The following is a 26136-nucleotide window of genomic DNA, read 5'->3' as shown; positions in this document are numbered from 1 at the left end:
CCTGAAACTGGTTGCGGGAGCCGGATTTGAACCGACGACCTTCGGGTTATGAGCCCGACGAGCTACCAGACTGCTCCATCCCGCGACAAAGCTGGGGCGGAAGTATACGACCGATCCCTTACAGGGTCAATGTAACCCTTCCACCTACAAGAAAGCCCGCATTCGCGGGCTCTCCTGATAATTGGTACCGAGAAGGGGACTCGAACCCCTACACCCTATGGGCACAACCACCTCAAGGTTGCGTGTCTACCAATTCCACCACCTCGGCAATACAGCGTTTGAAACCTTCTTACTTCTGCTCTTGAGCTGGAGGCACGTCAGTCGCCGGATTGGCCGACTTTTGCTCTTGAAGCACCGGGACATCATCAGAAGCCGGTTGTTGCTTTGGCGCTTCCAGTACCGCTGGGTTTGGCAAACCTACTTGAGTCAGCTCATGAGCTTTCTCTTTAGCAAAGTAACCTAACCCTAAGCTGGTCAAGAAGAAACCGGCGGCAAGTATAGCAGTAAACTTACTAAGAAAGGTAGAGGAACCTTGGCTTCCGAACACAGTATTTGAAGCACCTGCACCGAAAGACGCACCAGCATCCGCACCTTTACCCTGCTGCAGCAATACGAGGGCAACTACGCCCAGTGCACCCAGCAGATGAAAAACGACTACGACTGTTTCCAGCATTTTTTCAGTTTCCCGCGGCGCGACAAATCGCACCGAACTCATCTGCATTCAGGGACGCTCCACCAATGAGCCCCCCATCGATATCCGGCATGCCGAACAGTTCGACCGCATTGGCCGCCTTCACGCTGCCGCCGTATAGAAGCCGCACACCTCGTGCCACTTCAGAATTCTCTGCCGCCAACTGGGCACGGATGGCTGCGTGCACATCCTGCGCCTGTTGCGGCGAAGCAGTCAGCCCGGTGCCAATGGCCCAGACCGGCTCGTAAGCAATGACCGCCTTTGCAAAAGCACCAACACCCAGGTCTTCGATGATGCTGCCCAGCTGACGCCCGACAACCTCAAGGGTCTTGCCGGCCTCCCGCTGCTCAAGGGTCTCCCCTACGCACAACACCGGAATCAGACCGCAGGCCTGGGCCGCAGCAAACTTGCGGATCAAGGTCCTGTCCTGCTCGCCCATGATCTGGCGACGCTCGGAGTGTCCGACCAGGACCAGGGAGCAACCTGCATCCACCAACTGACTCGGCGCAATCTCGCCGGTCAGCGCACCTTGCATGGATTCCACCGCAGAATTCTGCGCACCGACCGAAATCGATTTGCCTTTCAAGCCATCAACCACTTGATTGATATACAAGCAAGGCGGGAATACCGCGACATCAACACCGCTAGGCAAGGCCAGATGACGAAGGCCATTGATCAGCTCAGCGACGCTGGCGCGGGTACCGTGCATCTTCCAGTTACCAGCTACCATAGGGCGACGCATGCTGTACCTCGTCGGTCAAAGTGGGCGCAGATGTTACCCAACCGATTCATGACTGGCAAGCCGAATTCAGGCAGAAACTTCAGTAACCAGTTTTGCCAGCTCTTCGGCATAACCGCGAACTTGCGCTTCATCCTCTCCTTCGACCATGACGCGCACCAGCGGCTCTGTGCCGGACTTGCGCAGCAACACGCGCCCACGCCCCGCCATCGCCTGTGTCACACGCTCACTGGCCTGCTTGACCTTCGCATGCTCAAGAGGATTTACGCCGCCACCGAAACGCACGTTGATCAACACTTGCGGGCATTTGCGCAAAGCCTGGCGCGACTGTGCGAGACCTTCATTGCGCGCCTTGAGCGCCATCAGCACCTGCAGGGCCGCAATGATCGCGTCCCCCGTGGTGGTATGGTCGAAGCACACGATGTGGCCGGAGTTCTCGCCCCCGATCACCCAGTTGCGCTCCAGCAGCTCCGAGATCACGTAGCGGTCACCCACGTTAGCCCGCACGAACGGGATATCCAGGTCCGCCAGGGCCAGTTCAAGCCCGAGGTTGCTCATCAATGTACCGACCACACCGCCCTGCAGCTTGCCGCGCCCATGCAGGTCGCGAGCAATGATGAACAGCAGCTCGTCACCGTCGACCACCGTCCCGGTGTGGTCAACCATCAGGACCCGGTCACCGTCGCCATCGAAGGCGATCCCGAGATCGGCCTGCTCTGCCAGCACCGCAGCCTGCAGTGCCTCGGTATGGGTGGAGCCACAGTTATGGTTGATGTTCAGGCCATTAGGCTGGGCGGAAAGCACCACCACCTCGGCGCCCAGCTCGCGAAAGACGCTCGGCGCAACTTTATAGGTGGCGCCGTGGGCGCAATCGACGACGACTTTCAGACCGGAAAAACTGGTACCGGTCGGCACACTGCCTTTACAGAACTCGATGTAGCGACCCGACGCATCGTTGATCCGCGACACTTTGCCGATCTTGCTCGACTCAACCACAGTCATCGGCGTGTCCAGCAGCTCTTCGATCATCAATTCGATATCATCCGGCAGCTTGGTACCCTGGCCGGAGAAGAATTTGATGCCGTTGTCATCATGAGGGTTGTGCGAGGCACTGATCACGATGCCTGCCTGCGCCTGGAACGTACGCGTCAGGTAGGCGATGGCCGGTGTTGGCATCGGACCCAGCAGCATCACATCGGCGCCTGCCGAGGTCAGGCCGGCCTCGAGCGCCGATTCGAACATATAGCCGGAAATTCGCGTGTCCTTGCCGACCAGCACCTTGCAAGCGCCCATTTTACGGAACGCCATGCCGGCCGCCCAGCCGAGCTTGAGCATGAAATCAGGGGTAATAGGGTATTCGCCGACCCGACCACGAATACCGTCGGTGCCAAAGTATTTCTTGCTCATAAGTGCTCCGTCATTCTTATTCGGCTGAATCCACAGCTGCAATCATCCGCACGACATCCATCGTTTCGGCTACATCGTGCACGCGCAATATGCGCGCACCCTTGGCAAGGGCCAAGGCGGCCAGCGCGAGACCGCCATACAGGCGCTCGCCCACCGGGCGGCCCAAGGCATTGCCTATCATGCTCTTTCGCGAGACCCCAACCAACAGGGGCCGCCCCAGGGCATGCAAGGCTTCCATATGTTTGAACAGGCTCAGGTTGTGAGCCAGGGTCTTGGCAAAGCCGAACCCGGGGTCAAGAATGATCCGCTCGGCGGGGATGCCCACGGCAGCACACTGGCTCAGACGCTCCACCAGGAATTCACCCACCTCCCTGGTCACATCATCATAGTGCGGGTCATTCTGCATGGTCCCCGGCTCGCCGAGCATATGCATCAGGCACACCGGCAGCCCGGTGGCCGCCGCAGCGTCCAGGGCACCATCGCGCCGCAAGGACCGAACATCATTGATCAGGCCTGCCCCCAGTCGCGCCGTCTCACGCATGACCGCAGGCGTGGACGTATCGACCGAGATAATGACATCAAGTTCGCGATGGATGCGCTCGACAATCGGCGCCACTCGCTCCAGCTCTTCGGTAGGCGAGACCGCGCGTGCGCCCGGCCGGGTCGATTCGCCACCCACATCGATCAGCGTTGCCCCCGCGACCACCATGGCCTCGGCATGCCGCAGCGCAGCATCGAGCTGGCTGAATCGACCACCATCGGAAAAGGAATCAGGCGTGACATTGAGAATGCCCATGACATGCGCATGGGCCAAATCAAGAACCCGGTTGCCGCAAGGCAACCGGGTCGAGGACTGAACAGAAGTCATTTCAAGCCTTAGACATCAGCGGCCGGACCGCCAATCGGTGTTTCCGGACGCTCACCCTGTACTGCCGGCGGCGTACCGGAAGTACCCGTACCACCCGACCAGTCACGAGGCTCGCGAGGCACGCGACCCGCCATGATGTCGTCGATCTGCTCGGCATCGATGGTTTCGTACTTCATCAGGGCATCAGCCATGGCATCGAGCTTGTCACGGTTGTCCGTGAGAATCTGCCGGGCAGTGCCGTAGCACTGGTCGATGATGCTGCGCACTTCGGAATCGATCAGCTTGGCCGTCTCGCCGGAGAAGCTTGCATGCTGGCCACCGCCACCACGACCGAGGAATACTTCCCCCTCTTCTTCGGCATACATCAGCGGCCCCAACTTCTCGGACAGGCCCCACTTGGTGACCATATTCCGAGCGATCTGACTGGCACGCATGATGTCGTTGGAGGCGCCAGTGGTCACACCGTCGAAGCCCAGCGTCATTTCTTCAGCGATACGGCCGCCGTACAACGAACATATCTGGCTGATCAATGCACGCTTGGACAGGCTGTAGCGATCTTCTTCCGGCAGGAACATGGTCACGCCCAGGGCACGACCGCGCGGGATGATCGAGACCTTGTAGACCGGATCATGCTCAGGCACGACACGACCGACGATCGCGTGACCCGCCTCATGGTACGCAGTGTTCTGCTTTTCTTTCTCCGACATGACCATGGATTTGCGCTCTGCGCCCATCATGATCTTGTCCTTGGCCAGCTCGAATTCCTTCATCTCCACGACGCGCTTGCCGGTGCGAGCAGCAAACAGCGACGCTTCGTTGACCAGGTTCGCAAGGTCGGCACCGGAAAAGCCCGGCGTACCACGCGCGATCACTGCCGGGGCGACGTCGTCACCCATTGGCACCTTGCGCATATGGACCTTGAGGATCTGCTCGCGGCCGCGAATGTCCGGCAGCCCCACCACGACCTGGCGGTCGAAACGACCAGGACGCAACAGCGCGGGGTCAAGTACGTCAGGACGGTTGGTGGCGGCAATCACGATGATGCCGTCGTTCATTTCGAAACCGTCCATCTCGACCAGCAACTGGTTGAGGGTCTGTTCACGCTCGTCGTGACCGCCACCCATGCCGGCGCCACGATGGCGACCGACGGCGTCGATTTCGTCGATGAAGATGATGCAGGGTGCGTGTTTCTTGGCCTGCTCGAACATGTCACGGACACGACTGGCGCCCACGCCGACGAACATTTCCACGAAGTCGGAACCGGAAATCGTGAAGAACGGCACCTTGGCTTCACCGGCAATCGCCTTGGCCAGCAAGGTTTTACCAGTACCTGGCGGGCCTACCATCAGCACGCCGCGTGGAATACGACCGCCCAGGCGCTGGAACTTGCCCGGATCACGCAGGAACTCAACCAGTTCGCCCACTTCTTCCTTGGCTTCGTCACAACCCGCGACGTCGGCCAGGGTGGTTTTCACCTGGTCTTCGGAAAGCAGCCGGGCCTTGCTCTTGCCAAAGCTCATCGGTCCGCCCTTGCCTCCGCCGCCGCCCTGCATCTGGCGCATGAAGAACATGAACACGGCGATGATCACCAGGATCGGGAAGCTGGCGACCAGGAGCTGGGTCCAGATGCTTTGCTGCTCAGGCTGCTTGCCCTCGACCACGACATGGTTGTCCACGAGGTCGCCGATCAGGCCATTGTCCTGGATCGCCGGACGAATGGTCTTGAAGCTATCGCCATCGGTGCGCTTGCCGGTAATCACGTAGCCATCAACGGCTACGCGCTCGACCTTGCCATCCTTGACCTGCTGGATGAAGTCGGAATAGTTGAGGGTCTGCGGCTCATTAGGGCTGGAGAAGTTGTTCATCACGGTCACAAGGACAGCGGCGATGATCAACCACAGGATCAGATTCTTTGCCATATCGTTCAATTAACTACCCTCTGAAGCAAGCTCCGCTACTGGCGCGTGCTTCGCATGATATTCACCGGCCTAACTTACTACATTACCTACGACTCTGGCAGGCGCCGTCTGTAACCCTTTGTGAAACACTTTCCACACAATATTCGCTAATGCTCACGGGACGAAATACGAAAAACCTATCGCCCCGGTCGAAAAACCTCTTATTCCTCACTGCGACCACGGAAACCACGGCCCAGCAGGTACTGCTCACGGGAGCGATCACGCGATGATTTCGGCTTGCGTGTCGTGACCTTCTCGAACTGCTTGCGCACGCTCTTGTGGTATTCGTCGAAGCCTTCACCCTGGAAGACCTTGATCAAAAAATCACCACCTGGCTTCAACACCCGAGTCGCAAGATCCAGTGCCAACTCACACAGGAACATTGATCGCGGCATATCAACAGATGCCAATCCACTCATATTGGGGGCCATATCGGAAATCACAAGGTCCACCTCGTTTTTTCCAACCGCTTCAAGGATCTGCGCCAGTACGGCGTCCTCGGTAAAGTCGCCCTGAATAAAGGTCACATCCGGGATGCTGTCCATTTCCAGGATATCGGAAGCGATCAGTGTGCCTTGCCCACCAATCAGACGACTGGTCACTTGGGACCAGCCACCCGGGGCGGCGCCCAAGTCGATCACGCTCATGCCTGGACGGATCAATCGGTCTCTTTCCTGAATCTCCAGCAGCTTGTAGCTGGCACGGGAACGATACCCGTCTTTTTGCGCCATTTTCACGAATGGGTCGTTGAAATGCTCTTGCAGCCATTTAAGACTTGTCTTGGAACGGGCCACGGGCCACCTCAAAAATAAAACGGGTCGTGATTAAGTGGGCGGTCCCGGACTCGCTCGGGTAAACTGGCCGCCGCTTTTTACAAGATCAGACGCAGGGGTCAGATTATGCCGCTCACTCAAGAGCAGAAGAAACAATACAAATCCATTGGCCACCATCTGAAACCGGTTTTGACTGTGGCTGACAACGGTTTGACTGAAGGTGTACTCGCCGAACTGGAACGCGCCTTGGGCGATCATGAGCTGATCAAGATCAAGCTCAACATCCTCGACCGCGAAGCCCGCCTGGCTGCCGTTGCCGAACTGTGCAAGACCGGCAAGGCAGACCTGGTGCAGGTCATCGGCAAGATGGCGCTGATTTATCGCAAGAACTTCAGCGTCAACAAGCAACTGTCGAACGTTCACCGCTTCAAGTGATGCCAAAGGGTCAAGGGTGTGCCTCGCACACCCTGCCGCTCCACCCGGGAACCGGCTGCAACACCAGCACCAGTCCGGAAAAACCCAGCACCAGGTAACTGAATACCTGCCACTGGCTCGCATCCGGCCAGCCTAGACGCACCGCAAAGAACATCCCGCATGCGTACAGCGACATGAGCAACAATTGCCCACGAATGTCGCGCCATAGACTGGCAAGGCCCTCGGCCTGAACCAGCACCAAAGCCTGAAACAACACGCACGCCGCGGAAAAACCCACCAGCAGCGCCGTCAGCATGCCTGCGATTTCATCAATGAGCAGCGGTGCCAGGCCGACTCGCCCCAGCACCGGCAGCAAACCGACGTGCAACAACCAGACGCCGCCCACCCACAACATCTGGGTGAGCTGCCAGATCATGGCGCCCGCTCGCAGCGGGCGCCTTCGTTCAGATGTGACGGACTTCGACAATCTCATACTCAATGACACCACCTGGCGTCTTCACCACCACCACATCGCCCTCTTCCTTGGCAATCAAGGCGCGAGCAATGGGCGAACCAACGGAAATCTTGCCGAGCTTGATGTCTGCCTCGTCCTCACCAACGATCTGGTAAGTGACGCTTTCATCGGTCTCGACGTTGGCGATTTCCACGGTAGTGCCAAAGATCACCTTGCCGGTGTGCGGGATCGTCGTGACGTCGATGACGACCGCATTCTGCATGCGGCCCTCGATGTCACGGATACGCGCCTCGACCATACCCTGCTGCTCGCGAGCAGCGTGGTATTCGGCGTTTTCCTTCAGGTCACCCAGTTCCCGGGCCGTGCCGATGTCCTGGCTGAGCTTCGGACGAACGACCTTGGTCAGGTGGGCGTGTTCCTCTTCCAGGGCTTTCGCGCCCTGAACAGTCATCGGGTACTTGGTTATGCTCATGCCTTCAATCCTGCATGTAGATCCTGCAAGCGACGCACGGTCTTCTCGGGACCGAACTTGAGCGCTTCGCAGATCGCTTCGCCCGCCGCAATGGTCGTCGTGCAGTAGATCTTGTGCTGCAGCGCATTGCGACGAATGGAGTAGGAATCGGCGATCGACTGGCGACCTTCGGTGGTGTTGATGATCAGCGTGACTTCGTCATTCTTGATCATGTCGACCACGTGCGGACGCCCCTCGGTCACCTTGTTCACGCGGCGCACTTTCAGGCCTGCCGCTTCGATCAGCTTGGCAGTACCGGCAGTGGCGACCACTTCGAAGCCCAAGTTGATCAGATCACGGGCTACGCCTGCAACCAGTGGCTTGTCGTCATCACGCACACTGATGAACGCCGTGCCGCCGGTCGGCAACACTTCGCTGGCGCCCATCTGGGCCTTGGCGAAGGCTTCACCGAAGGTATCGCCCACACCCATCACTTCACCGGTGGACTTCATTTCCGGGCCGAGGATCGGGTCGACGCCAGGGAACTTGGCGAACGGGAACACCGCCTCTTTCACGCTGTAGAAGTTCGGAATGATTTCCTTGGTGAAATTCAGTTCCTTCAGGGTTTTGCCAGCCATGACCCGCGCAGCGATCATCGCCAGGGAAACACCGATGCACTTGGAGACGAACGGCACGGTCCGGGAAGCGCGCGGGTTGACTTCGATGACGTAGATGTCTTCGCCCTGCAGGGCCAGTTGCACGTTCATCAGGCCGATAACGCCCAGTTCCAGGGCCATTTTCTTGACCTGCTCGCGCATCTCGTCCTGGATGTGCGCCGGCAGCGAGTAAGGCGGCAGCGAGCAAGCGGAGTCACCAGAGTGAACGCCCGCTTGTTCGATGTGCTGCATGATCGCGCCAATTACCACGTCCTTGCCGTCGCTGACCGCGTCCACGTCCATTTCGATGGCGCAGTTGAGGAAGTGGTCCAGCAGCACGGGGCTGTCGTTGGACACCTGGACCGCTTCACGCAGGTAGCGCTTGAGCTCGTCTTCCTGGTAAACGATTTCCATCGCGCGACCGCCCAGTACATAGGACGGACGCACCACCAGCGGGTAACCGATCTTGGCGGCGGCACGAATCGCTTCGTCTTCGCTGCGCACTGTGGCGTTTGGCGGCTGGCGCAGGTTCAGGCGCTCGACCATCTGCTGGAAGCGCTCACGGTCTTCGGCGCGGTCGATCGCATCCGGGCTGGTGCCGATGATCGGCACGCCAGCGGCTTCAAGGGCGCGCGCCAGCTTCAACGGAGTCTGGCCGCCGTACTGGACGATCACGCCTTTTGGCTTCTCGACACGGACGATTTCCAGCACGTCTTCCAGGCTCACTGGTTCGAAGTACAGGCGATCGGAGGTGTCGTAGTCGGTGGACACGGTTTCCGGGTTGCAGTTGACCATGATGGTCTCGTAACCGTCGTCGCGCAGGGCCAGTGCCGCGTGTACGCAGCAGTAGTCGAACTCGATGCCCTGGCCGATCCGGTTAGGACCGCCACCCAGGATCATGATCTTGTCGCGGGTCGATGGCGCGGCTTCGCACTCTTCTTCATACGTGGAGTACAGGTAGGCGGTGTCGGTGGCGAACTCGGCCGCGCAGGTGTCGACGCGCTTGTAGACCGGGAACACTTCCAGCTTGTGGCGATGCGCGCGCAGGCTCTTCTCGGTCACACCCAGCAGCTTGGCCAGGCGCATGTCGGAGAAGCCTTTGCGCTTGAGGCGGAACATGGTGTCGCGGTCGATGCTGGACATGCCCAGGGTCTTGACCTTCTCCTCTTCCTTGATCAGATCTTCGATCTGCACCAGGAACCAAGGGTCGATCATGTTCATGCCGAAGATCTGCTCGACGGTCATGCCGGCACGGAAGGCATCGGCCACGTACCAGATACGCTCGGCACCCGGCACGGTCAGCTCGCGCTTGAGCACGCTCATGCTTTCCGGGTCGGCCAGGTCCAGCTTCGGATCGAGGCCGCAGACACCCACTTCCAGGCCGCGAAGGGCTTTTTGCAAGGATTCCTGGAAGGTCCGGCCGATGGCCATGACTTCACCCACCGACTTCATTTGGGTAGTCAGGCGGGCATCGGCCTTGGCGAACTTCTCGAAGGCGAAGCGTGGCAGCTTGGTGACAACGTAGTCGATGGACGGTTCGAAGGACGCCGGGGTCTTGCCGCCGGTGATGTCGTTCGACAGCTCGTCCAGGGTGTAGCCCACGGCCAGCTTGGCAGCGACCTTGGCAATCGGGAAACCGGTGGCCTTGGAAGCCAGGGCCGACGAACGGGATACCCGCGGGTTCATCTCGATGACCACCATGCGCCCGGTGTTCGGGCAGATGCCGAACTGGACGTTGGAGCCGCCGGTTTCCACGCCGATCTCACGCAGGACCGCCAGGGAGGCGTTACGCAGGATCTGGTATTCCTTGTCGGTCAGGGTCTGGGCGGGTGCGACGGTGATCGAGTCACCGGTGTGCACGCCCATCGGGTCGAAGTTTTCGATGGAGCAGACGATGATGCAGTTGTCCTTTTTGTCGCGGACAACTTCCATTTCATATTCTTTCCAGCCGATCAGGGACTCGTCGATCAGCAATTCCTTGGTCGGCGACAAGTCGAGACCACGGGCGCAGATTTCTTCGAACTCTTCACGGTTGTAGGCGATGCCACCACCGGTGCCGCCCATGGTGAAGGACGGACGGATGATGCATGGGAAGCCGAGGCGCTCCAGGACGGCATTGGCCTCTTCCATGCTGTGGGCGATGCCCGAGCGTGGGCAGTCCAGGCCGATGGATTTCATCGCCTTGTCGAAGCGCGAACGGTCTTCGGCCTTGTCGATGGTGTCGGCGTTGGCGCCGATCATTTCCACACCGAATTTTTCCAGGACGCCTTCGCGCTCCAGGTCCAGGGCGCAGTTCAGCGCGGTCTGGCCACCCATGGTCGGCAGCAGCGCGTCCGGGCGCTCCTTCTCGATGATCTTGGCAACGGTCTGCCACTTGATCGGCTCGATGTAGGTGGCGTCGGCCATGGCCGGGTCGGTCATGATGGTGGCCGGGTTGGAGTTCACCAGGATGACGCGGTAGCCCTCTTCGCGCAGGGCTTTACAGGCCTGGGCGCCGGAGTAGTCGAATTCGCAGGCCTGGCCGATCACGATCGGGCCGGCGCCGAGAATCAGGATGCTTTTTATGTCTGTACGTTTTGGCATGGGTTTGTCACTCAAATCCGCAGGTCAGTCGGCTAGGCCGTCGAACAATCTTTGAAGCGCCCGAAGGGGCCGCCGCGCTCGGGGCCGCCCTCGGGCTTTTCGCGGTCAGCGTCGCTTGGCCATCTCGTTGATGAAGCGATCGAACAGCGGAGCCACATCGTTCGGGCCCGGGCTGGCTTCAGGGTGGCCCTGGAAGCTGAACGCGCTCTTGTCGGTACGCTCGATACCTTGCAGCGTGCCGTCGAACAGCGACTTGTGAGTCGCGCGCACGTTGGCCGGCAGGGTGGCTTCGTCCACCGCAAAACCGTGGTTCTGGCTGGTGATCATCACCACGCCGGTATCCAGGTCCTGCACGGGGTGGTTGGCACCGTGGTGGCCGTGGCCCATCTTCATGGTCTTGGCGCCCGAAGCGAGGGCCAGCAGTTGGTGACCGAGGCAGATACCGAATACCGGGATCTCGGTTTCCAGCACGTCCTTGATCGCCTGGATCGCGTAGTCGCAAGGCTCGGGGTCACCCGGGCCGTTGGACAGGAACACACCGTCGGGCTTGAGGGCCAGGACGTCGGCAGCCGAGGTTTGGGCCGGCACCACGGTGACGCGGCAACCACGCTCGACCAGCATGCGCAGGATGTTCAGCTTGACGCCGTAGTCGTAGGCCACTACGTGGTAAGGCAGCTCGGAGGCCTCGATCGTCGCGTGACTGTCGGTCTTCAGGTCCCAGACCGTGGAGCGCCATTCGTACTGCTTCTTGGTGCTGACGACTTTCGCCAGGTCCATGCCCTTGAGGCCAGGGAAGCCCTGGGCAGCGGCGATGGCGGCTTCTTCGGAAATGTTGTCGCCGGCCATGATGCAGCCGTTTTGCGCGCCTTTTTCCCGAAGGATGCGGGTCAGGCGACGGGTGTCGATACCGGCGATCGCCACGACGTTGTTGGCTTTCAGGTAATCGGACAGGGACATCGTGTTACGCCAGTTGCTCGCTACCAGCGGCAAGTCACGGATGACCAGGCCAGCGGACCAGACACGATCAGACTCGGCATCTTGCGGCGTGGTGCCGGTGTTGCCGATGTGCGGGTAAGTCAGGGTAACGATCTGTTGGGCGTAGGAAGGATCGGTAAGAATTTCCTGATAGCCGGTCATTGCGGTGTTAAACACCACCTCACCAACGGTCTGACCGTCGGCTCCAATGGCTTCGCCGCGAAAAATGCTGCCATCAGCAAGGGCGAGTATGGCTGGCTTAGTCAAGAAGACCTCCCGTAAATAAAGCCTGAAAGGGCGATCGCAGGTTGTAAAAAAGCGGAGTGACGTATGGACACGTCACCCCGCTTGTTCACTGAATTATTCTGCGCGCTTTTAGTGGACACACTAAAGCTGTAGCTTACAGAAAAAGGCTTTTTTGGTCCACCGCTAATGAGCCTTAAAGGCAGGGGAATGCGACAGGCCGTCGCGAAGCGGTGTAATACGGGGCTCAGTATAACCTGAACCCCGCACTTAAGGGCATCAACGCAGGTCGAGAACGTCCTGCATGTCGTACAAACCAGCCTCGCGGCCATCCAGCCACAACGCGGCACGTACAGCACCCTTGGCGAACGTCATCCGGCTCGATGCCTTGTGAGTGATCTCCAGGCGCTCGCCTTCAGTGGCGAACAGCACGGTGTGGTCGCCCACCACATCACCACCGCGCACAGTGGCGAAACCGATGGTGCTGCGCTCACGCGCACCGGTGTGCCCCTGGCGCCCATACACGGCCACTTCCTGCAGGTCGCGACCCAGCGCATCGGCAATCACCTCACCCATGCGCAAGGCCGTTCCCGAAGGCGCGTCGATCTTGTGCCGGTGATGCGCCTCGATGATTTCGATATCCGCATCGTCACCCAAGACCCGGGCCGCCATGTCCAGCAGCTTCAGCGACAGGTTCACGCCCACGCTGAAGTTCGCGGCGAACACGATCGCAATGTCTTTGCCCGCATCGGCCAGCAATTGCTTTTGCGCAGCATCCAGCCCCGTCGTGCCGATCACCATGGCCTTGCCGTGCTTGCGGCAGATCGCGAGGTTTTTCAGCATCACTTCCGGCAGGGTGAAATCGATCAGTACATCGAACTCGTCGAGCACCTTCTCCAGGCCGCCGGACATCGGCACGCCGATACGCCCCAGCGAGGCCAGCTCGCCCGCATCGGCGCCCACCAGCGTACTGTCGGGCCGAACGATGGCTGCCGTCAGGCCGGAGAGCGGCGAGCGCTGCTGTACCGCCTCGACCAGCGCCTTGCCCATGCGCCCCGCAGCGCCCATCACAGCTATACGTCGCATGCGAACTCCTTACAGGTCGCCGAAGAAGCGTTTCACGCCTTCGAACCAGCCGGTGGTTTTCGGGGAGTGACTGTTGTCATCCGCCAGCGAGTTGCGGAACTCTTCCAACAGCTCACGCTGACGCCGACCCAGGTTGACCGGAGTCTCCACCGCCACGCGGCACATCAGGTCGCCCGCACCACCGCCACGTACTGGCGCGACGCCTTTGCCACGGATCCGGAACTGCTTGCCGGTCTGCGTGCCCTCGGGGATTTTCAGCTTGACGCGACCGTCGAGGGTCGGAATCTCAAGCTCGCCACCCAAGGCCGCATCGACGAAGCTGATCGGCACTTCGCAGAACAGGTGCTTGCCGTCGCGCTGGAAAATCGCATGCTCGCGCACGTTGATGACCACATACAGGTCGCCGGTCGGACCACCCTGGGCACCCGCCTCGCCTTCGCCAGACAGGCGAATGCGGTCACCGGTATCGACACCGGCCGGCACTTTGACCGACAGCGTCTTGTACTCTTCGACACGCCCTTCGCCGTGGCAGGAGTCGCACGGATCGGAAATGATCTTGCCTTGGCCATGGCAACGCGGGCAGGTCTGCTGCACCGAGAAGAAGCCCTGCTGCATGCGGACCTGGCCGATGCCGCCGCAGGTTGGGCATGTCACGGGCGAGGAGCCCTTCTTGGCACCCGAACCATCGCATGGCTTGCAATTAACCAGCGTTGGAACGCGGATATTGACGGTAGTCCCGCGCACCGCCTCTTCCAGGTTCAACTCCAGCGTGTAGCGCAAATCACTGCCGCGCTGGGCGCCGCCACGGGCACCGCCGCGACCGCCACCGAAGAAATCGCTGAACACATCACCAAAAATATCGGAAAAATTCTGACCGCCGAAACCGGCACCGCCGCCACCCATGCTTGGGTCGACCCCGGCATGACCGTACTGGTCGTAAGCTGCGCGCTTGCTCGAATCGGACAGTACTTCGTAGGCCTCGTTGGCCTCCTTGAACATCTCTTCCGACGCTTTGTCGCCGGGATTACGGTCCGGGTGGTGCTTCATCGCCAGGCGACGATAGGCCTTTTTCAGCTCCGCCTCGCCAGCCCCTCGCTCGACACCCAATACTTCGTAAAAGTCACGCTTTGCCATTAGTCTTCGCACTCTTATAGGACGTCCGGCAAACCTCTCCTGAACCTTGCCAAACTCGTTGAGCCCCAATACAGGCCCGGACCCAACTCACGTCAATTCAACGATCCTGGTCATATATCTTTCAGCCAGGGCCCCGGCCAAAACGCGGCGTCTATCGCCGGAAAGCAGGAGCATTCCCGAACACACCGCCAACATCCGAACACTGTCGCATGCTGTAAAAAATTCACTGGCTCCAGACACGCCAACGCGGGAGCAAGCTCCCGCGCGGCGACATCCTACCAGCCACCGCACAAATGCAGTCAACCGGCCGACCAACAAGCGATTACTTGTGGTCTTTCACTTCTTCGAACTCGGCGTCAACGACGTCGTCGGCTTTCTCAGCCGATTCGCCCTGCGCAGCCGCGCCTTCTGCAGGCTGAGCCTGTTCGGCGTACATCTTCTGAGCCACTGGCGCGGAGACCTTGGACAGCTCTTCGATCTTCGCCTCGATGGCCGCCTTGTCGTCGCCTTTGACGGCAGCTTCCAGGGCAACCACGGCCGCTTCGATAGCGGTTTTCTCTTCCGCGGTCACTTTTTCGCCAGCATCAGCGATCATCTTGCGAGTCGAGTGCACCAAGGCATCGCCCTGGTTGCGGGCGCTGGCCAGCTCTTCGAACTTGCGGTCTTCCTCGGCGTTGACTTCAGCATCGCGAACCATCTGCTGAATTTCTTCCTCGGACAGACCGGAGTTGGCCTTGATCACGATCGACTGAGTCTTGCCAGTGGCCTTGTCTTTCGCGCCGACGTGCAGGATGCCGTTGGCGTCGATGTCGAAGGTCACTTCGATTTGTGGCACACCACGTGGCGCTGGTGGAATCTCGGCCAGGTCGAACTTGCCCAGGGACTTGTTCTGGGCCGCTTGCTTACGCTCGCCTTGCAGCACGTGAATGGTCACGGCGCCCTGGTTGTCGTCGGCCGTCGAGAACACTTGGGATTTCTTGGTAGGAATCGTGGTGTTTTTCTCGATCAGCGCGGTCATCACGCCGCCCATGGTTTCGATACCCAGGGTCAGCGGGCTGACGTCGAGCAGCAGAACGTCTTTCACGTCACCAGCCAATACCGCGCCCTGGATAGCAGCACCCATGGCCACAGCTTCGTCAGGGTTGACGTCTTTACGTGCTTCTTTACCGAAGAAATCGGTCACCAGCTTCTGAACCAGTGGCATACGGGTCTGACCGCCGACCAGGATCACGTCGTTGATCGAGCCAACGTCGATACCGGCATCTTTCATCGCAATGCGGCAAGGTTCGATGGTGCGCTGGACCAGGTCTTCCACCAGCGCTTCGAGCTTGGCGCGGGAGATTTTTACGTTCAGGTGCTTAGGACCGGTGGCGTCTGCAGTGATGTACGGCAGGTTCACGTCGGTCGACTGGCTCGAGGACAGTTCGATCTTGGCTTTTTCAGCGGCTTCTTTGAGGCGCTGCATGGCCAGCGGGTCACCCTTGAGGTTCATGCCGCTTTCTTTCTTGAACTCGTCGACGAGGTAGTCGATCAGGCGGATGTCGAAGTCTTCACCACCGAGGAACGTGTCACCGTTGGTTGCCAGTACTTCGAACTGGTGCTCGCCGTCGACTTCAGCGATCTCGATCACGGAGACGTCGAAGGTACCGCCACCCAAGTCGTAAACGATCACGGTGTGATCGCCCTTGGCCTTGTCCATACCGTAGGCCAGAGCGGCCGCAGTCGGTTCGTTGATGATACGTTTTACGTCCAGGCCCGCGATGCGGCCGGCGTCTTTGGTCGCCTGGCGCTGGCTGTCGTTGAAATAGGCAGGAACAGTAATGACCGCCTCAGTCACCGCTTCGCCGAGGTAATCTTCGGCGGTTTTCTTCATTTTCTTGAGGATTTCAGCCGAGATCTGTGGCGGTGCCATTTTCTGGCCGTTCACTTCAACCCAGGCATCGCCGTTGTCAGCCTTGGCGATTTTGTAAGGCACCATCTTGATGTCTTTCTGGACGACTTCTTCGTCGAACTTGCGACCGATCAGACGCTTCACCGCGTACAGGGTGTTATGCGGATTGGTCACTGCCTGACGCTTGGCCGACTGGCCAACCAGAATCTCGCCATCATTGGCGTAAGCGATGATCGACGGCGTGGTACGCGCGCCTTCAGCGTTTTCGATGACTTTGGCCTTGCCGTTTTCCAGCACGGAGACGCACGAGTTGGTGGTCCCCAGGTCGATACCGATAATCTTGCCCATGTTAACTCTCCCGGAACTTGGATTTTGTTGCCGCAGCAGTGGTGGCTAACTGCGGTAGCACTTAAACGCTTGACTTATAGATGGGGCCGCTACAACCGTTTTCAAGCCTGCTCATCAATAGAAGGCGAAACCGGCGCTGGCGACTTGCTGACCACGACCATGGCCGGGCGCAGCAGACGACCGTTAAGCAGATAGCCCTTCTGGAAAACCTTCAGCACACTGTTTGGCTCGACGTCGGCACTTTCCTGCATCGCCATCGCCTGATGGTGCTCGGCGTTGAAGGGTTCGCCGTGTGGATCAAGGGTTTCGAGCTGATAACGCTTGAGGGTGTCCTGGAACATCTTCAGCGTCAGCTCGATGCCTTCACGCATCGGACGAATGTTCTCGTCATCCGGATTGGACAGCTCCAGGCCACGCTCCAGGCTGTCGATGATCGGCAGCAGGTCGCCGGCGAAACGCTCCAAGGCGAACTTATGAGCCTTCTCTACATCTTGCTCGGCGCGACGGCGGACATTCTGCAGGTCGGCTGCTACACGCAACGCCTGATCCTGCGCACCGGCCAGTTGCTCCTCGAGCACTTGTACACGTGCCGCCAGATCTTCACCCGAATCCTGGGAAGCCTGATTGGCGTCTAGATTTTGCGTGTCCTGCGTCTGTTCGTCAGCCATAGATTTCTCCTCTCAACTTCGTCCGCGAGCTCAACTCGCGCTTCTGCCCGGTATATGGGGTCGGGTTTTGCAGCTTCAAGGGCCATCCGACGAATTAACCTTACAAAAAACAGCTGCATAACCATTCCCCGCTGCGCTAAGAAAACCACTTCACCAAGCAAATCGAGCTAAGCGAGGGCATTGTCAGGCCGAAACAAAACACTGTATAAATAACCAGACCTAAAGCCTGGGAGCGGCCTTATGCTGGTGCACCTGTCCGTACACAACTACGCCATCGTCGAACACCTCGACCTCGAACTCGATCGAGGCATGAGCGTGATCACCGGTGAAACCGGCGCGGGCAAGTCGATCATGCTCGATGCCCTGGGCCTGACCCTGGGCGACCGCGCCGACAGCGGCGTGGTGCGCCCCGGAGCGGACAAGGCCGACATCCTGGCGACGTTCGACCTGGTCGACATCCCCGAGGCCAGCGCCTGGCTGGCCGAGCGCGACCTGGACACCGACGGCCTGTGCATCCTGCGCCGGGTCATCACTGCCGAAGGCCGCTCCCGAGGCTACATCAATGGCACACCCAGCCCCTTGGGCGACCTCAAGGCCCTCGGCGAGCTGCTGATTGACATTCACAGCCAGCACGAACACCAATCCCTGCTCAAGGCCGACACCCATCGCCGCTTGCTGGATGAATACGCCGGCGCCACGGACCTGGCCCGACAGGTCCAACTGGCAGCCCAACGCTGGCGCCAGACCCGCCAGGAACTGGATCGACTCTCCAATTCCGGCGACGAACAGCGCGCCCGGCACCAGTTGTTGAGCTACCAGCTCGAAGAGCTGGAGAACCTGGCCCTGGGTGAAAATGAACTGGAAGAACTGGAGCAGGAACACAAGAACCTGACCAACGCCGAAACCCTGCTGGGCATTTGCCGCCAAGTGGTCGAACAATGCAGCGAGAGCGATTCAGGCAATGTGCTCAATGCACTGACCGCGAGCCTGAACCGACTCTCGAGCGTGAACAATTCGGTGGGTGCCCTGAACGAGGCGACCAACCTGCTGACGAGTGCGCAGATCCAGGTCGAAGAGGCCGTCGGGGAGCTGAACCGGTTCCTCGATCATTTCGATGCCGACCCGGCTCGCCTGCAGTACCTGGAAGAACGCCTGGACACCATCTATACACTGGCGCGCAAGCACCGCATCCAGCCGACCGATGTTGCCGAACTCCAGCTGCGGCTGCTGGAAGAACTGGAAACTCTGAACGCCAACGATGAATCCATCGAACGCCTCGGGGACGAGCTGGCTTCTTATGCCCGTCATTATCAGGAAAAGGCCAAGGAGCTCAGCGAACTGCGCCAGCACGCTGCAACAGGGCTGGCCAGCGCCGTGGAGCAGGAAATCCAGCGCCTGGGCATGCCCGGCGGGCGCTTCACCATCGAATTACGCCCCAACGCTGGCGACGAACTCCAGCCCAATGGCCTGGAGCAAGTGGAACTGCTGGTCAGCGCCAACCCCGGACAACCGCTCAAGGCCCTGGCTAAAGTGGCGTCCGGCGGCGAGCTGTCACGGATCAGCCTGGCCATCCAGGTCATCACCGCACAGACCTCTCGCGTGCCGACGCTGGTATTCGACGAAGTGGACGTGGGCATCGGTGGCCCGACAGCAGAAATTGTCGGCCAGTTGCTGCGCCGGCTGGGGGAGCGCGGCCAGGTGCTGACGGTGACTCACCTGCCCCAGGTCGCCGCCCAGGGACACCAGCATTTATTTGTGCACAAGGTACGTGGCGAAGAGGAAACTCGCACCGCCGTGTCCAAGCTCAACAAAAACGAGCGTGTGGAAGAAGTGGCTCGGATGCTCGGGGGCATCGACCTCACCAAGGAGTCCCTGGCTCACGCGAAAAAAATGGTCGTCGCCGCAAAAATCTGACAAAAGCCCCATAGCAAGAAGGCGACCCTAGGGTCGCCTTCTTTCGTTTTGGGAGCCGCGGGCTCACACAACGAGCTTACTTCCTCTTGCGTACATGCAAGACGAGATGGTGATCGATCAACTCGAAGCCATAGTTTTCAGCAATTTCTTTTTGCAGTGCTTCGATTTCCGGGCTGATGAACTCGATGACCTCACGGGTATCCACGTCCACCATGTGATCGTGGTGTTCCCCGTCAGCCAATTCAAAGACCGCATGACCGCCATCGAAATTATGACGAGCCACAAGACCCGCAGCCTCGAACTGAGTCAGGACACGGTAGACCGTGGCCAGACCAACGTCCTCGCCAGCCTCCATAAGCGCCTTGTAGACGTCTTCGGCACTCATGTGACGCTGCTCCGCGGAATCGAGCATTTGTAGAATCTTGACCCGTGGCAGGGTCACTTTGAGGCCGGCTTTGCGTAGTTCGCTATTTTCAACCATGGTCAGCTTTCTCGCGATGCTGCTTCGCAGCTTCTCTTAATGCGGGTATGATCGGCGTTTACGTTGTCCCAGCCAAGATAGTGGAAGTCGCCCACCGATGCAAAACACCAAGCTCTTGCTAACCAGTTTCACCTTTGTGGGACTGCTCGCACTCGCCGGTTGTTCATTCCCCGGGGTTTACAAAATCGACATCCAGCAGGGCAATGTCGTCACGCAGGACATGATAGACCAGTTACGCCCGGGAATGACCCGCCGGCAAGTACGGTTTATCATGGGTAACCCTCTGCTGACCGACACGTTCCATGCCGATCGCTGGGATTACCTGTACAGCTTGCAGCCAGGCGGCGGTGAGCGCCAACAAGAACGCATCAGCGTTATCTTTAGCCCCAATGACCAACTCGTCAGCCTGTCGGGCGATTTCATGCCTGGTGTGAGCCGCGACGAGGCCATCATGGGCAAGGACAGCGACACCACCGTGACCGACCCGGCCCAGAATGCCGAAAAGCCCAAACCGGAAAAACCGGTCAAGCCAGGTTCGTTGCTGGATCAGATCCAGAAAGAGGTGGACCAGGTCGAGACCGTACCAGTCCCGACGCCAGAGCCCCTGGATACCTCACCGCAATAAATCGCGACATAAAAAAACCCGGCATGCCGGGTTTTTTATTGCCTACGATTCAAGCCAGGTTATGGCTCCGATTGGCGCGCTTGGGCCGCCTTGGCCGCGCGCAGACGCCGGATTTCTTTCGGATCGGCCAACAACGGGCGATAAATCTCCAGTCGATCAGCCGCCTGCACCAGCTGGTGCTCTGGATCGGCAACCACTTTGCCAAAAATCCCCACAGGGCAAGTCGCCAGGTCGAGCTGCGCAAACTCATCGGCAATGCCCGAAGCGACCAGCGCGGCGCGAACACTGATGCCTTCCTGCACGGCGCATTTGCGCAGGACCTGACGCTCCGCCGAGGCATACACCACTTCTATCTCAATCAACGCTTGAGCTCTGCATTCTGCTTGGCCCGCTGGCAGAACGCGTCGACAAGAGTATTGGCAGCCTGGTTGAACAGCGGCCCCAACGTCGCCCGCACCAGAGGGCCGGCGTAGTCGAACGACAGGTCCAGGCTGATCTTGCAGGCCTTTTCACCCAGAGGCTTGAACACCCAGACCCCATGGAGTTGGTTGAAGGGTCCTTCTTCCAGGTTCATTTCAATGGACTGCCCCGGCACCAATGTATTGCGCGTGACGAAGCGCTGGCTCAAGCCGCTCTTGGCAATGTTGAGGCTGGCACGCATATGATTTTCAGAGCTCTCCAGCACCTCGGCCGATGAGCACCACGGCAAGAACTCCGGGTAGCTCGTCACATCATTGACCAGGTCATACAGTGCCTGCGCCGGGTAGGGCAGCAAGGCTGAGCGTTGAATATGTGTCGTCATGTAAGCGTCACTTCCACAGCTGGGCGGCAAACACTACAAGAATGCCGATGGGCGCCACGTAGCGCATCAAGAACAGGCTCAAGCCAAACAATACCGGGCTACGCAGCGACAATTCATCACGCACCGCTTCGCGCCCCATGATCCATCCTGCAAACACTACGAAACACAAACCACCCAATGGCAGCATGATCCGTGAGGTGAAGAAATCAATCACGCCGAAGAAGTCCAGCCCTCCGGTTGCGCCCCACCGGTAGAGATGGAAGAGCCCGTCTTCGTTCACGAAAAACTTCGCCTGCTTCCATATATTGAAGGAAAACACCGTACCCAGGCCGACAAACCAGCAGGTAAAGGCCAGCCAAAAGGTCACCCAGGCACGACTGAGCCGGGTCCGTTCAACCAGGTAAGCCACCATGGGCTCCAACAAGGAGATGGCCGAACTCCAGGCTGCGATGGCTACCAGGAGGAAAAACACCACGCCCATCACCTGTCCGAACGCCATGTTGCCGAAGGCAAAAGGCAGGCTGACAAACATCAGCCCCGGCCCTTCACTGGGGTTCAGGCCAGCGGCGAACACAATCGGAAACAATGCCATCCCCGCCAACAGCGACACGAAGGTATCCAACAGTGCGACACCGACAACGGTCCGGGTCAGGGACGCACTCTTGGGCATGTAGGCGCCGTAGATCATGATCGAACCGACCCCGACGCTCAGGGAGAAAAACGCATGCCCCATAGCCGGCAGCAGGCCATCCATGACTTTCTCCGGCTGGAAGTCGAACATGAAATGCACCCCTTCCATGAAATGCCCGGTGGTCATGCTGTAGCCCAGCAGCACCAGGATCATCACGAACAGCAACGGCATCATGATCCGCAGGCTGCGCTCAAGCCCGGCAACCACGCCCCGGGCAATGACCACCGCCGAAAGCACCATGAAAATCGTATGCCAGAGGGTCAGCCTCCAGGGATCGGCAATCACATTGCCGAAGTAGGCGCCCACCTGATCAGGCGTCACCCCTTGGAAATCCCCGCGCCCCATGTCGATGATGTAGTCCAGCGACCAGCCGCCGACCACGCTATAGAAAGACAGGATCAACAGCGCCGTGATCATCCCGGCGAAGGCCCCCCACGACCATTTGGGCGAGTGCCCTGCTTCCACCGCAAGCACCTTCAGGGCATTGGCCGGGCTTTGCCGGGCTCGTCGACCGATCAGGGTTTCAGCCAGCATCACCGGCGCGCCGATGAGCGCGATGCAAGCCAGAAACATCAGTACGAAGGCACCGCCACCGTAGACGCCGACCATGTAGGGGAATTTCCAGATACTGCCCAGCCCCACCGCCGAACCGGTTGCAGCGAATATAAAGACCCAGCGGCTAGCCCAACTGCCGTGGACAGAAACCTTGTCTGTCGACATCGTGATCACGCCCAAGCGTTAAAAAAAGAGGCCGCATTGTCCGGGATTCACTCAACGTGCTCAAGCACGCAGCTTCACCGTAGCCGACACGCACGCAACTGCCTATAATGCCGCCCCTATGGCTAAACAGAAGAAACACCCCACAGGGACCATCGCGCAAAATAAAAAGGCGCGACACGATTACTTCATCGAACAGCGTTTCGAGGCTGGCATGGTCCTGGCCGGCTGGGAAGTAAAGAGCCTGCGTGCCGGCAAGGCGCAACTGGTCGACAGCTACGTGCTGCTCAAGGACGGCGAGGCCTGGCTGCTGGGCAGCCATATCACGCCGCTGACCACGGCCAGCACCCACGTGATTGCCGATCCGACGCGCTCGCGCAAGCTGCTGCTCAACAAACGCGAGCTGGAAAAACTCTTCGCCTCCGTTCAGCAGAAGGGCTACGCCTGCGTCTGCACGTCGTTGTACTGGAGCAAGCACTTGATCAAGTGCGAGATTGCCCTGGGCAAGGGCAAGAAGGAATACGACAAGCGCGATACCGAGCGCGAACGCGATGCCGGCCGCGAGCTGCAGCGCGCGGTGCGCAACAAGGGCAAGGAAGACTAGCCCGGGATCGACTGTGGGAGCCGAGCTTGCTCGCGATGACGATGACACATGCGACATTGATGTGTCAGACAGGCCGCCATCGCGAGCAAGCTCGCTCCCACAGGGTCCACAGCCGCGATCACATCCCTTTGCGCCGCTCCGCCCGCGCCACGCGCTGCACTTCCTGACGCACCTCCTCCAACACCTCCTGCACATACAAGATATGTCGGCTGGACACTTCCCGCGCCTGCTCCGCGTGCCCGCCCATGATGGCCTGGTACAACTCCCGATGCTGGCTGATCAACATGTCGCGGGTTTCACTGCGCTGCTTGTACATGCCGCCGATGTTGGTCACCACGTTGCGCTTGAGCAAATCGAACAAGCCACGAATCGTGTGCAGCAACACCGCGTTATGACTGGCCTCGGCGATCGCCAGGTGAAACCGGGCATCCGCCGCGCCCTCTTCCGCCCGGCTGACCTCGTCGTGGCGCGAGTAACAATCCTGCAACTCGTCGAATGCCGCCGTCAGTCGCTCGCGATCCACCTCCGTGGCCCGCAACGCCGCGTAATAAGCACAGGACGCTTCCAGGGTGTGACGGAACTCCAGCAAGTCACGTTGCGCTTCGGGATTGCTTTCCAAAAGCTGCAGCAGCGGATCACTGAACGTCGAGCCTAGCGACTCCACCACATAGTTGCCGCCGCCCTGGCGACTGACCAACAAGCCTTTGGCCGCCAGTTTCTGGATTGCCTCGCGCAACGAAGGGCGTGAAACGCCGAACTGTTCGGCCAGGGTCCGTTCGGCCGGCAGCCGTTCACCCGACTTCAGCGTGCCTTCAAGGATCATGCCTTCAAGCCGCTCGACAATATCGTCAGACAAACGGCGCTGACGAATCTGATCAAACCCCATAACTCAATTCTCCACGATCCCGACGGCTCGCCGGGCTCTCTATTCTGGCCCATCCGGGCTTTGTCCACACCCATCAAAAGCCGTTTCACCACCGGATCAGATGCCCTCTGCACCGCTTATTCGACGAAAGTTTCAGGGCGGCAAATTGACACACGACAACCAACGCTTTTACCCTAGCCAACAGCGCTTGTAAATTGGTATTACCAATTATCCAAAACCGCTGACCAGTGCCTGACCAACAACAATTAGGGGCCCACCCATTATGCAAACCTGGCAACAGCTCTACAGCCCGCTCGGCAGCCTCGGCTTGTCCGCACTCGTGGCCGTCATTCCCATCGTATTTTTCTTCCTGGCCTTGGCGGTGTTTCGCCTCAAGGGGCATGTGGCCGGCAGCATCACATTGGCGCTGGCGATTGCCGTGGCGATTTTCGCGTTCAATATGCCCGCAGACATGGCCTTTGCCGCCGCCGGCTATGGCTTTGCCTATGGTCTGTGGCCCATTGCCTGGATCATCGTCGCCGCCGTATTCCTCTACAAACTGACGGTCAAGAGCGGCCAGTTCGAGGTGATTCGCAGCTCGGTGCTGTCGATTACCGATGACCAACGCCTGCAAGTGCTGCTGATCGGCTTTTGCTTCGGCGCCTTCCTGGAAGGTGCCGCCGGTTTCGGTGCACCGGTGGCGATCACTGCCGCGCTGCTGGTAGGCCTGGGTTTCAACCCCCTGTACGCCGCCGGCCTGTGCCTGATCGCCAACACCGCCCCGGTCGCGTTCGGTGCGTTGGGCATTCCGATCATCGTGGCCGGTCAGGTCACCGGGATCGACGCCTTCAAGATCGGCGCCATGACCGGTCGCCAGTTGCCCTTGCTCTCGCTGTTCGTGCCGTTCTGGCTGGTGTTCATGATGGACGGCCTGCGCGGCGTGCGGGAAACCTGGCCTGCTGCACTGGTGGCAGGCTTGAGCTTCGCCATCACTCAGTACTTCACCTCCAACTTCATTGGCCCGGAACTGCCGGACATCACCTCCGCCCTGGCCAGCCTGATTTCCCTGACGCTGTTCCTCAAAGTCTGGCAGCCCAAGCGCACCGCTGGCGCCCAGATTGCAGGTGCCACCTCCAGCGCAACGGTCACCGCCAGCGTCGGCGGTTTCGGCCAACCGCGCAGCACCGTGGCTTCGCCCTACAGCCTGGGGGAAATCATCAAGGCGTGGTCGCCGTTCCTGATCCTGACCGTATTGGTGACGATCTGGACCCTCAAGCCGTTCAAGGCCATGTTCGCCGCTGGCGGCTCGATGTACGGCTGGGTGTTCAACTTCGCCATCCCGCACCTGGACCAGATGGTGATCAAGGTCGCGCCCATCGTGACCAACCCCACCGCCATTCCGGCCGTGTTCAAGCTTGATCCGATTTCCGCCACCGGCACGGCGATTTTCTTCTCCGCACTGATCTCGATGCTGGTGCTGAAGATCAACATCAAAACTGGTCTTACCACTTTTAAAGAAACACTTTTCGATCTGCGCTGGCCGATCCTGTCCATCGGCATGGTGCTGGCGTTCGCGTTCGTCACCAACTACTCGGGCATGTCGTCGACCATGGCCCTGGTGCTGGCCGGCACGGGCGCAGCGTTCCCGTTCTTCTCGCCGTTCCTGGGTTGGCTGGGGGTGTTCCTGACCGGTTCCGATACCTCGTCCAACGCGCTGTTCAGCTCGCTGCAAGCCACCACCGCGCATCAGATCGGCGTCAACGACACCTTGCTCGTCGCGGCCAATACCAGCGGCGGCGTGACCGGCAAAATGATCTCGCCACAATCGATCGCAGTGGCCTGTGCGGCGACCGGGCTGGTGGGCAAGGAATCGGATCTGTTCCGTTTCACCCTCAAACACAGCCTATTCTTTGCAACGATTGTCGGCCTGATCACGCTGGCCCAAGCCTACTGGTTTACCGGCATGCTGGTTCATTAAGTCCTACACGCGATACTGGAAAAACCGACGCCGAACCGTGATTCGGCGTCTGCTATTCACAACCGGGTCTGCAAGGCTGCTGAAAGATTTCCTGGCTAT

24 protein-coding genes and 2 tRNA genes are annotated in these 26136 nt (G+C 59.6%); 5 read left to right on the top strand and 21 right to left on the bottom strand.

The window, feature by feature from the left end:
- Positions 1-8: 8 nt before the first annotated feature.
- The 8 genes from GFU70_RS04135 to rlmE all read right to left on the bottom strand — a co-directional run bounded on the left by GFU70_RS04135 (position 9) and on the right by rlmE (position 6457).
- Positions 9-85: transfer RNA gene (locus tag GFU70_RS04135), tRNA-Met, on the bottom strand.
- 97 nt (positions 86-182) lie between these two features.
- A tRNA-Leu gene (locus GFU70_RS04130) sits at positions 183-268 on the bottom strand.
- Between the two features lie 21 nt (positions 269-289).
- Positions 290-673 (bottom strand): preprotein translocase subunit SecG, encoded by a 384-nt coding sequence (gene secG, locus GFU70_RS04125; RefSeq protein WP_081264508.1) that lies wholly within the window; start codon positions 671-673, stop codon positions 290-292.
- Between the two features lie 4 nt (positions 674-677).
- Complete coding sequence (gene tpiA, locus GFU70_RS04120; RefSeq protein ID WP_058543785.1) at positions 678-1433, bottom strand: triose-phosphate isomerase; 756 nt, start codon at positions 1431-1433, stop codon at positions 678-680.
- A 66-nt stretch (positions 1434-1499) separates the two neighbouring features.
- A complete protein-coding gene (gene glmM / locus GFU70_RS04115) occupies positions 1500-2837 on the bottom strand; it encodes a phosphoglucosamine mutase (protein WP_058543786.1) in 1338 nt (445 codons plus the stop codon).
- Positions 2838-2853: 16 nt separating this feature from the next.
- Positions 2854-3705, bottom strand: coding sequence for a dihydropteroate synthase (folP, locus tag GFU70_RS04110; protein ID WP_116643189.1), 852 nt, complete (start codon positions 3703-3705; stop codon positions 2854-2856).
- An 8-nt stretch (positions 3706-3713) separates the two neighbouring features.
- On the bottom strand, positions 3714-5624 hold the full coding sequence (gene ftsH / locus GFU70_RS04105) for an ATP-dependent zinc metalloprotease FtsH (protein WP_013692252.1): 1911 nt from the start codon (positions 5622-5624) through the stop codon (positions 3714-3716).
- Between the two features lie 200 nt (positions 5625-5824).
- Entirely contained in the window at positions 5825-6457 is a 633-nt protein-coding gene (gene rlmE / locus GFU70_RS04100; protein ID WP_003177853.1) for a 23S rRNA (uridine(2552)-2'-O)-methyltransferase RlmE, read from the bottom strand.
- Positions 6458-6562: 105 nt separating this feature from the next.
- Between rlmE and GFU70_RS04095 the strand changes: the two genes are divergently transcribed.
- A complete protein-coding gene (locus GFU70_RS04095) occupies positions 6563-6871 on the top strand; it encodes a YhbY family RNA-binding protein (protein WP_003177852.1) in 309 nt (102 codons plus the stop codon).
- 10 nt (positions 6872-6881) lie between these two features.
- Here the strand turns inward: GFU70_RS04095 and GFU70_RS04090 are convergent, their stop codons facing one another.
- From GFU70_RS04090 to grpE, 8 genes are all read right to left on the bottom strand, one after another.
- The gene (locus tag GFU70_RS04090) at positions 6882-7286 is read right to left on the bottom strand and encodes a hypothetical protein (protein ID WP_058543788.1); all 405 of its coding nucleotides are present in this window, start codon (positions 7284-7286) and stop codon (positions 6882-6884) included.
- 28 nt (positions 7287-7314) lie between these two features.
- Complete coding sequence (gene greA, locus GFU70_RS04085) at positions 7315-7791, bottom strand: transcription elongation factor GreA (protein WP_116643809.1); 477 nt, start codon at positions 7789-7791, stop codon at positions 7315-7317.
- A 2-nt stretch (positions 7792-7793) separates the two neighbouring features.
- Positions 7794-11015, bottom strand: a complete 3222-nt coding sequence (gene carB / locus GFU70_RS04080) for a carbamoyl-phosphate synthase large subunit (protein ID WP_153387641.1) — start codon at positions 11013-11015, stop codon at positions 7794-7796.
- A gap of 105 nt (positions 11016-11120) precedes the next feature.
- Entirely contained in the window at positions 11121-12257 is a 1137-nt protein-coding gene (gene carA / locus GFU70_RS04075) for a glutamine-hydrolyzing carbamoyl-phosphate synthase small subunit (RefSeq protein WP_058543790.1), read from the bottom strand.
- Positions 12258-12512: 255 nt separating this feature from the next.
- The gene (gene dapB, locus GFU70_RS04070; RefSeq protein WP_058543791.1) at positions 12513-13319 is read right to left on the bottom strand and encodes a 4-hydroxy-tetrahydrodipicolinate reductase; all 807 of its coding nucleotides are present in this window, start codon (positions 13317-13319) and stop codon (positions 12513-12515) included.
- A gap of 9 nt (positions 13320-13328) precedes the next feature.
- On the bottom strand, positions 13329-14453 hold the full coding sequence (gene dnaJ / locus GFU70_RS04065) for a molecular chaperone DnaJ (protein ID WP_058543792.1): 1125 nt from the start codon (positions 14451-14453) through the stop codon (positions 13329-13331).
- Between the two features lie 322 nt (positions 14454-14775).
- On the bottom strand, positions 14776-16692 hold the full coding sequence (gene dnaK / locus GFU70_RS04060; RefSeq protein ID WP_014336568.1) for a molecular chaperone DnaK: 1917 nt from the start codon (positions 16690-16692) through the stop codon (positions 14776-14778).
- A 101-nt stretch (positions 16693-16793) separates the two neighbouring features.
- A complete protein-coding gene (gene grpE / locus GFU70_RS04055; protein WP_058543793.1) occupies positions 16794-17360 on the bottom strand; it encodes a nucleotide exchange factor GrpE in 567 nt (188 codons plus the stop codon).
- Between the two features lie 240 nt (positions 17361-17600).
- Between grpE and recN the strand changes: the two genes are divergently transcribed.
- Positions 17601-19274, top strand: coding sequence for a DNA repair protein RecN (recN, locus tag GFU70_RS04050; RefSeq protein ID WP_116643193.1), 1674 nt, complete (start codon positions 17601-17603; stop codon positions 19272-19274).
- 76 nt (positions 19275-19350) lie between these two features.
- On the opposite strand, the gene fur is transcribed toward recN, so the two are convergent.
- Positions 19351-19755, bottom strand: coding sequence for a ferric iron uptake transcriptional regulator (fur, locus tag GFU70_RS04045; protein ID WP_058543795.1), 405 nt, complete (start codon positions 19753-19755; stop codon positions 19351-19353).
- 97 nt (positions 19756-19852) lie between these two features.
- Between fur and GFU70_RS04040 the strand changes: the two genes are divergently transcribed.
- Complete coding sequence (locus tag GFU70_RS04040; RefSeq protein WP_058543796.1) at positions 19853-20380, top strand: outer membrane protein assembly factor BamE; 528 nt, start codon at positions 19853-19855, stop codon at positions 20378-20380.
- Between the two features lie 59 nt (positions 20381-20439).
- Here GFU70_RS04040 and GFU70_RS04035 read toward each other — a convergent pair whose 3' ends face one another.
- Genes GFU70_RS04035 through GFU70_RS04025 form a run of 3 tightly spaced genes read right to left on the bottom strand, consistent with a single transcriptional unit; the run spans position 20440 to position 22593 of the window.
- Positions 20440-20742, bottom strand: coding sequence for an RnfH family protein (locus GFU70_RS04035; protein ID WP_058543797.1), 303 nt, complete (start codon positions 20740-20742; stop codon positions 20440-20442).
- Positions 20739-21182 carry a type II toxin-antitoxin system RatA family toxin gene (locus GFU70_RS04030; RefSeq protein ID WP_153387640.1) on the bottom strand — a complete coding sequence of 148 codons (444 nt, stop codon included), beginning with the start codon at positions 21180-21182 and terminating at the stop codon, positions 20739-20741. Before GFU70_RS04030 ends, GFU70_RS04035 begins: the two co-directional genes overlap by 4 nt.
- 7 nt (positions 21183-21189) lie before the next feature.
- Positions 21190-22593, bottom strand: coding sequence for a sodium-dependent transporter (locus GFU70_RS04025; RefSeq protein WP_058543799.1), 1404 nt, complete (start codon positions 22591-22593; stop codon positions 21190-21192).
- A gap of 118 nt (positions 22594-22711) precedes the next feature.
- Between GFU70_RS04025 and smpB the strand changes: the two genes are divergently transcribed.
- Positions 22712-23194, top strand: coding sequence for an SsrA-binding protein SmpB (gene smpB, locus GFU70_RS04020; RefSeq protein ID WP_047229073.1), 483 nt, complete (start codon positions 22712-22714; stop codon positions 23192-23194).
- A gap of 118 nt (positions 23195-23312) precedes the next feature.
- On the opposite strand, the gene GFU70_RS04015 is transcribed toward smpB, so the two are convergent.
- Positions 23313-24080 (bottom strand): FCD domain-containing protein, encoded by a 768-nt coding sequence (locus GFU70_RS04015; protein ID WP_058543800.1) that lies wholly within the window; start codon positions 24078-24080, stop codon positions 23313-23315.
- Between the two features lie 262 nt (positions 24081-24342).
- Between GFU70_RS04015 and GFU70_RS04010 the strand changes: the two genes are divergently transcribed.
- Positions 24343-26037 carry a lactate permease LctP family transporter gene (locus GFU70_RS04010; protein WP_058543801.1) on the top strand — a complete coding sequence of 565 codons (1695 nt, stop codon included), beginning with the start codon at positions 24343-24345 and terminating at the stop codon, positions 26035-26037.
- Positions 26038-26136 lie beyond the last annotated feature (99 nt).

Origin of the sequence: Pseudomonas brassicacearum (genome assembly GCF_009601685.2) — a bacterium.
Classification (GTDB): domain Bacteria; phylum Pseudomonadota; class Gammaproteobacteria; order Pseudomonadales; family Pseudomonadaceae; genus Aquipseudomonas; species Aquipseudomonas kilonensis_B.
The sequence above is the reverse complement of the archived record's forward strand: the minus strand, read 5'-3'. Positions and strand labels throughout refer to the sequence as shown.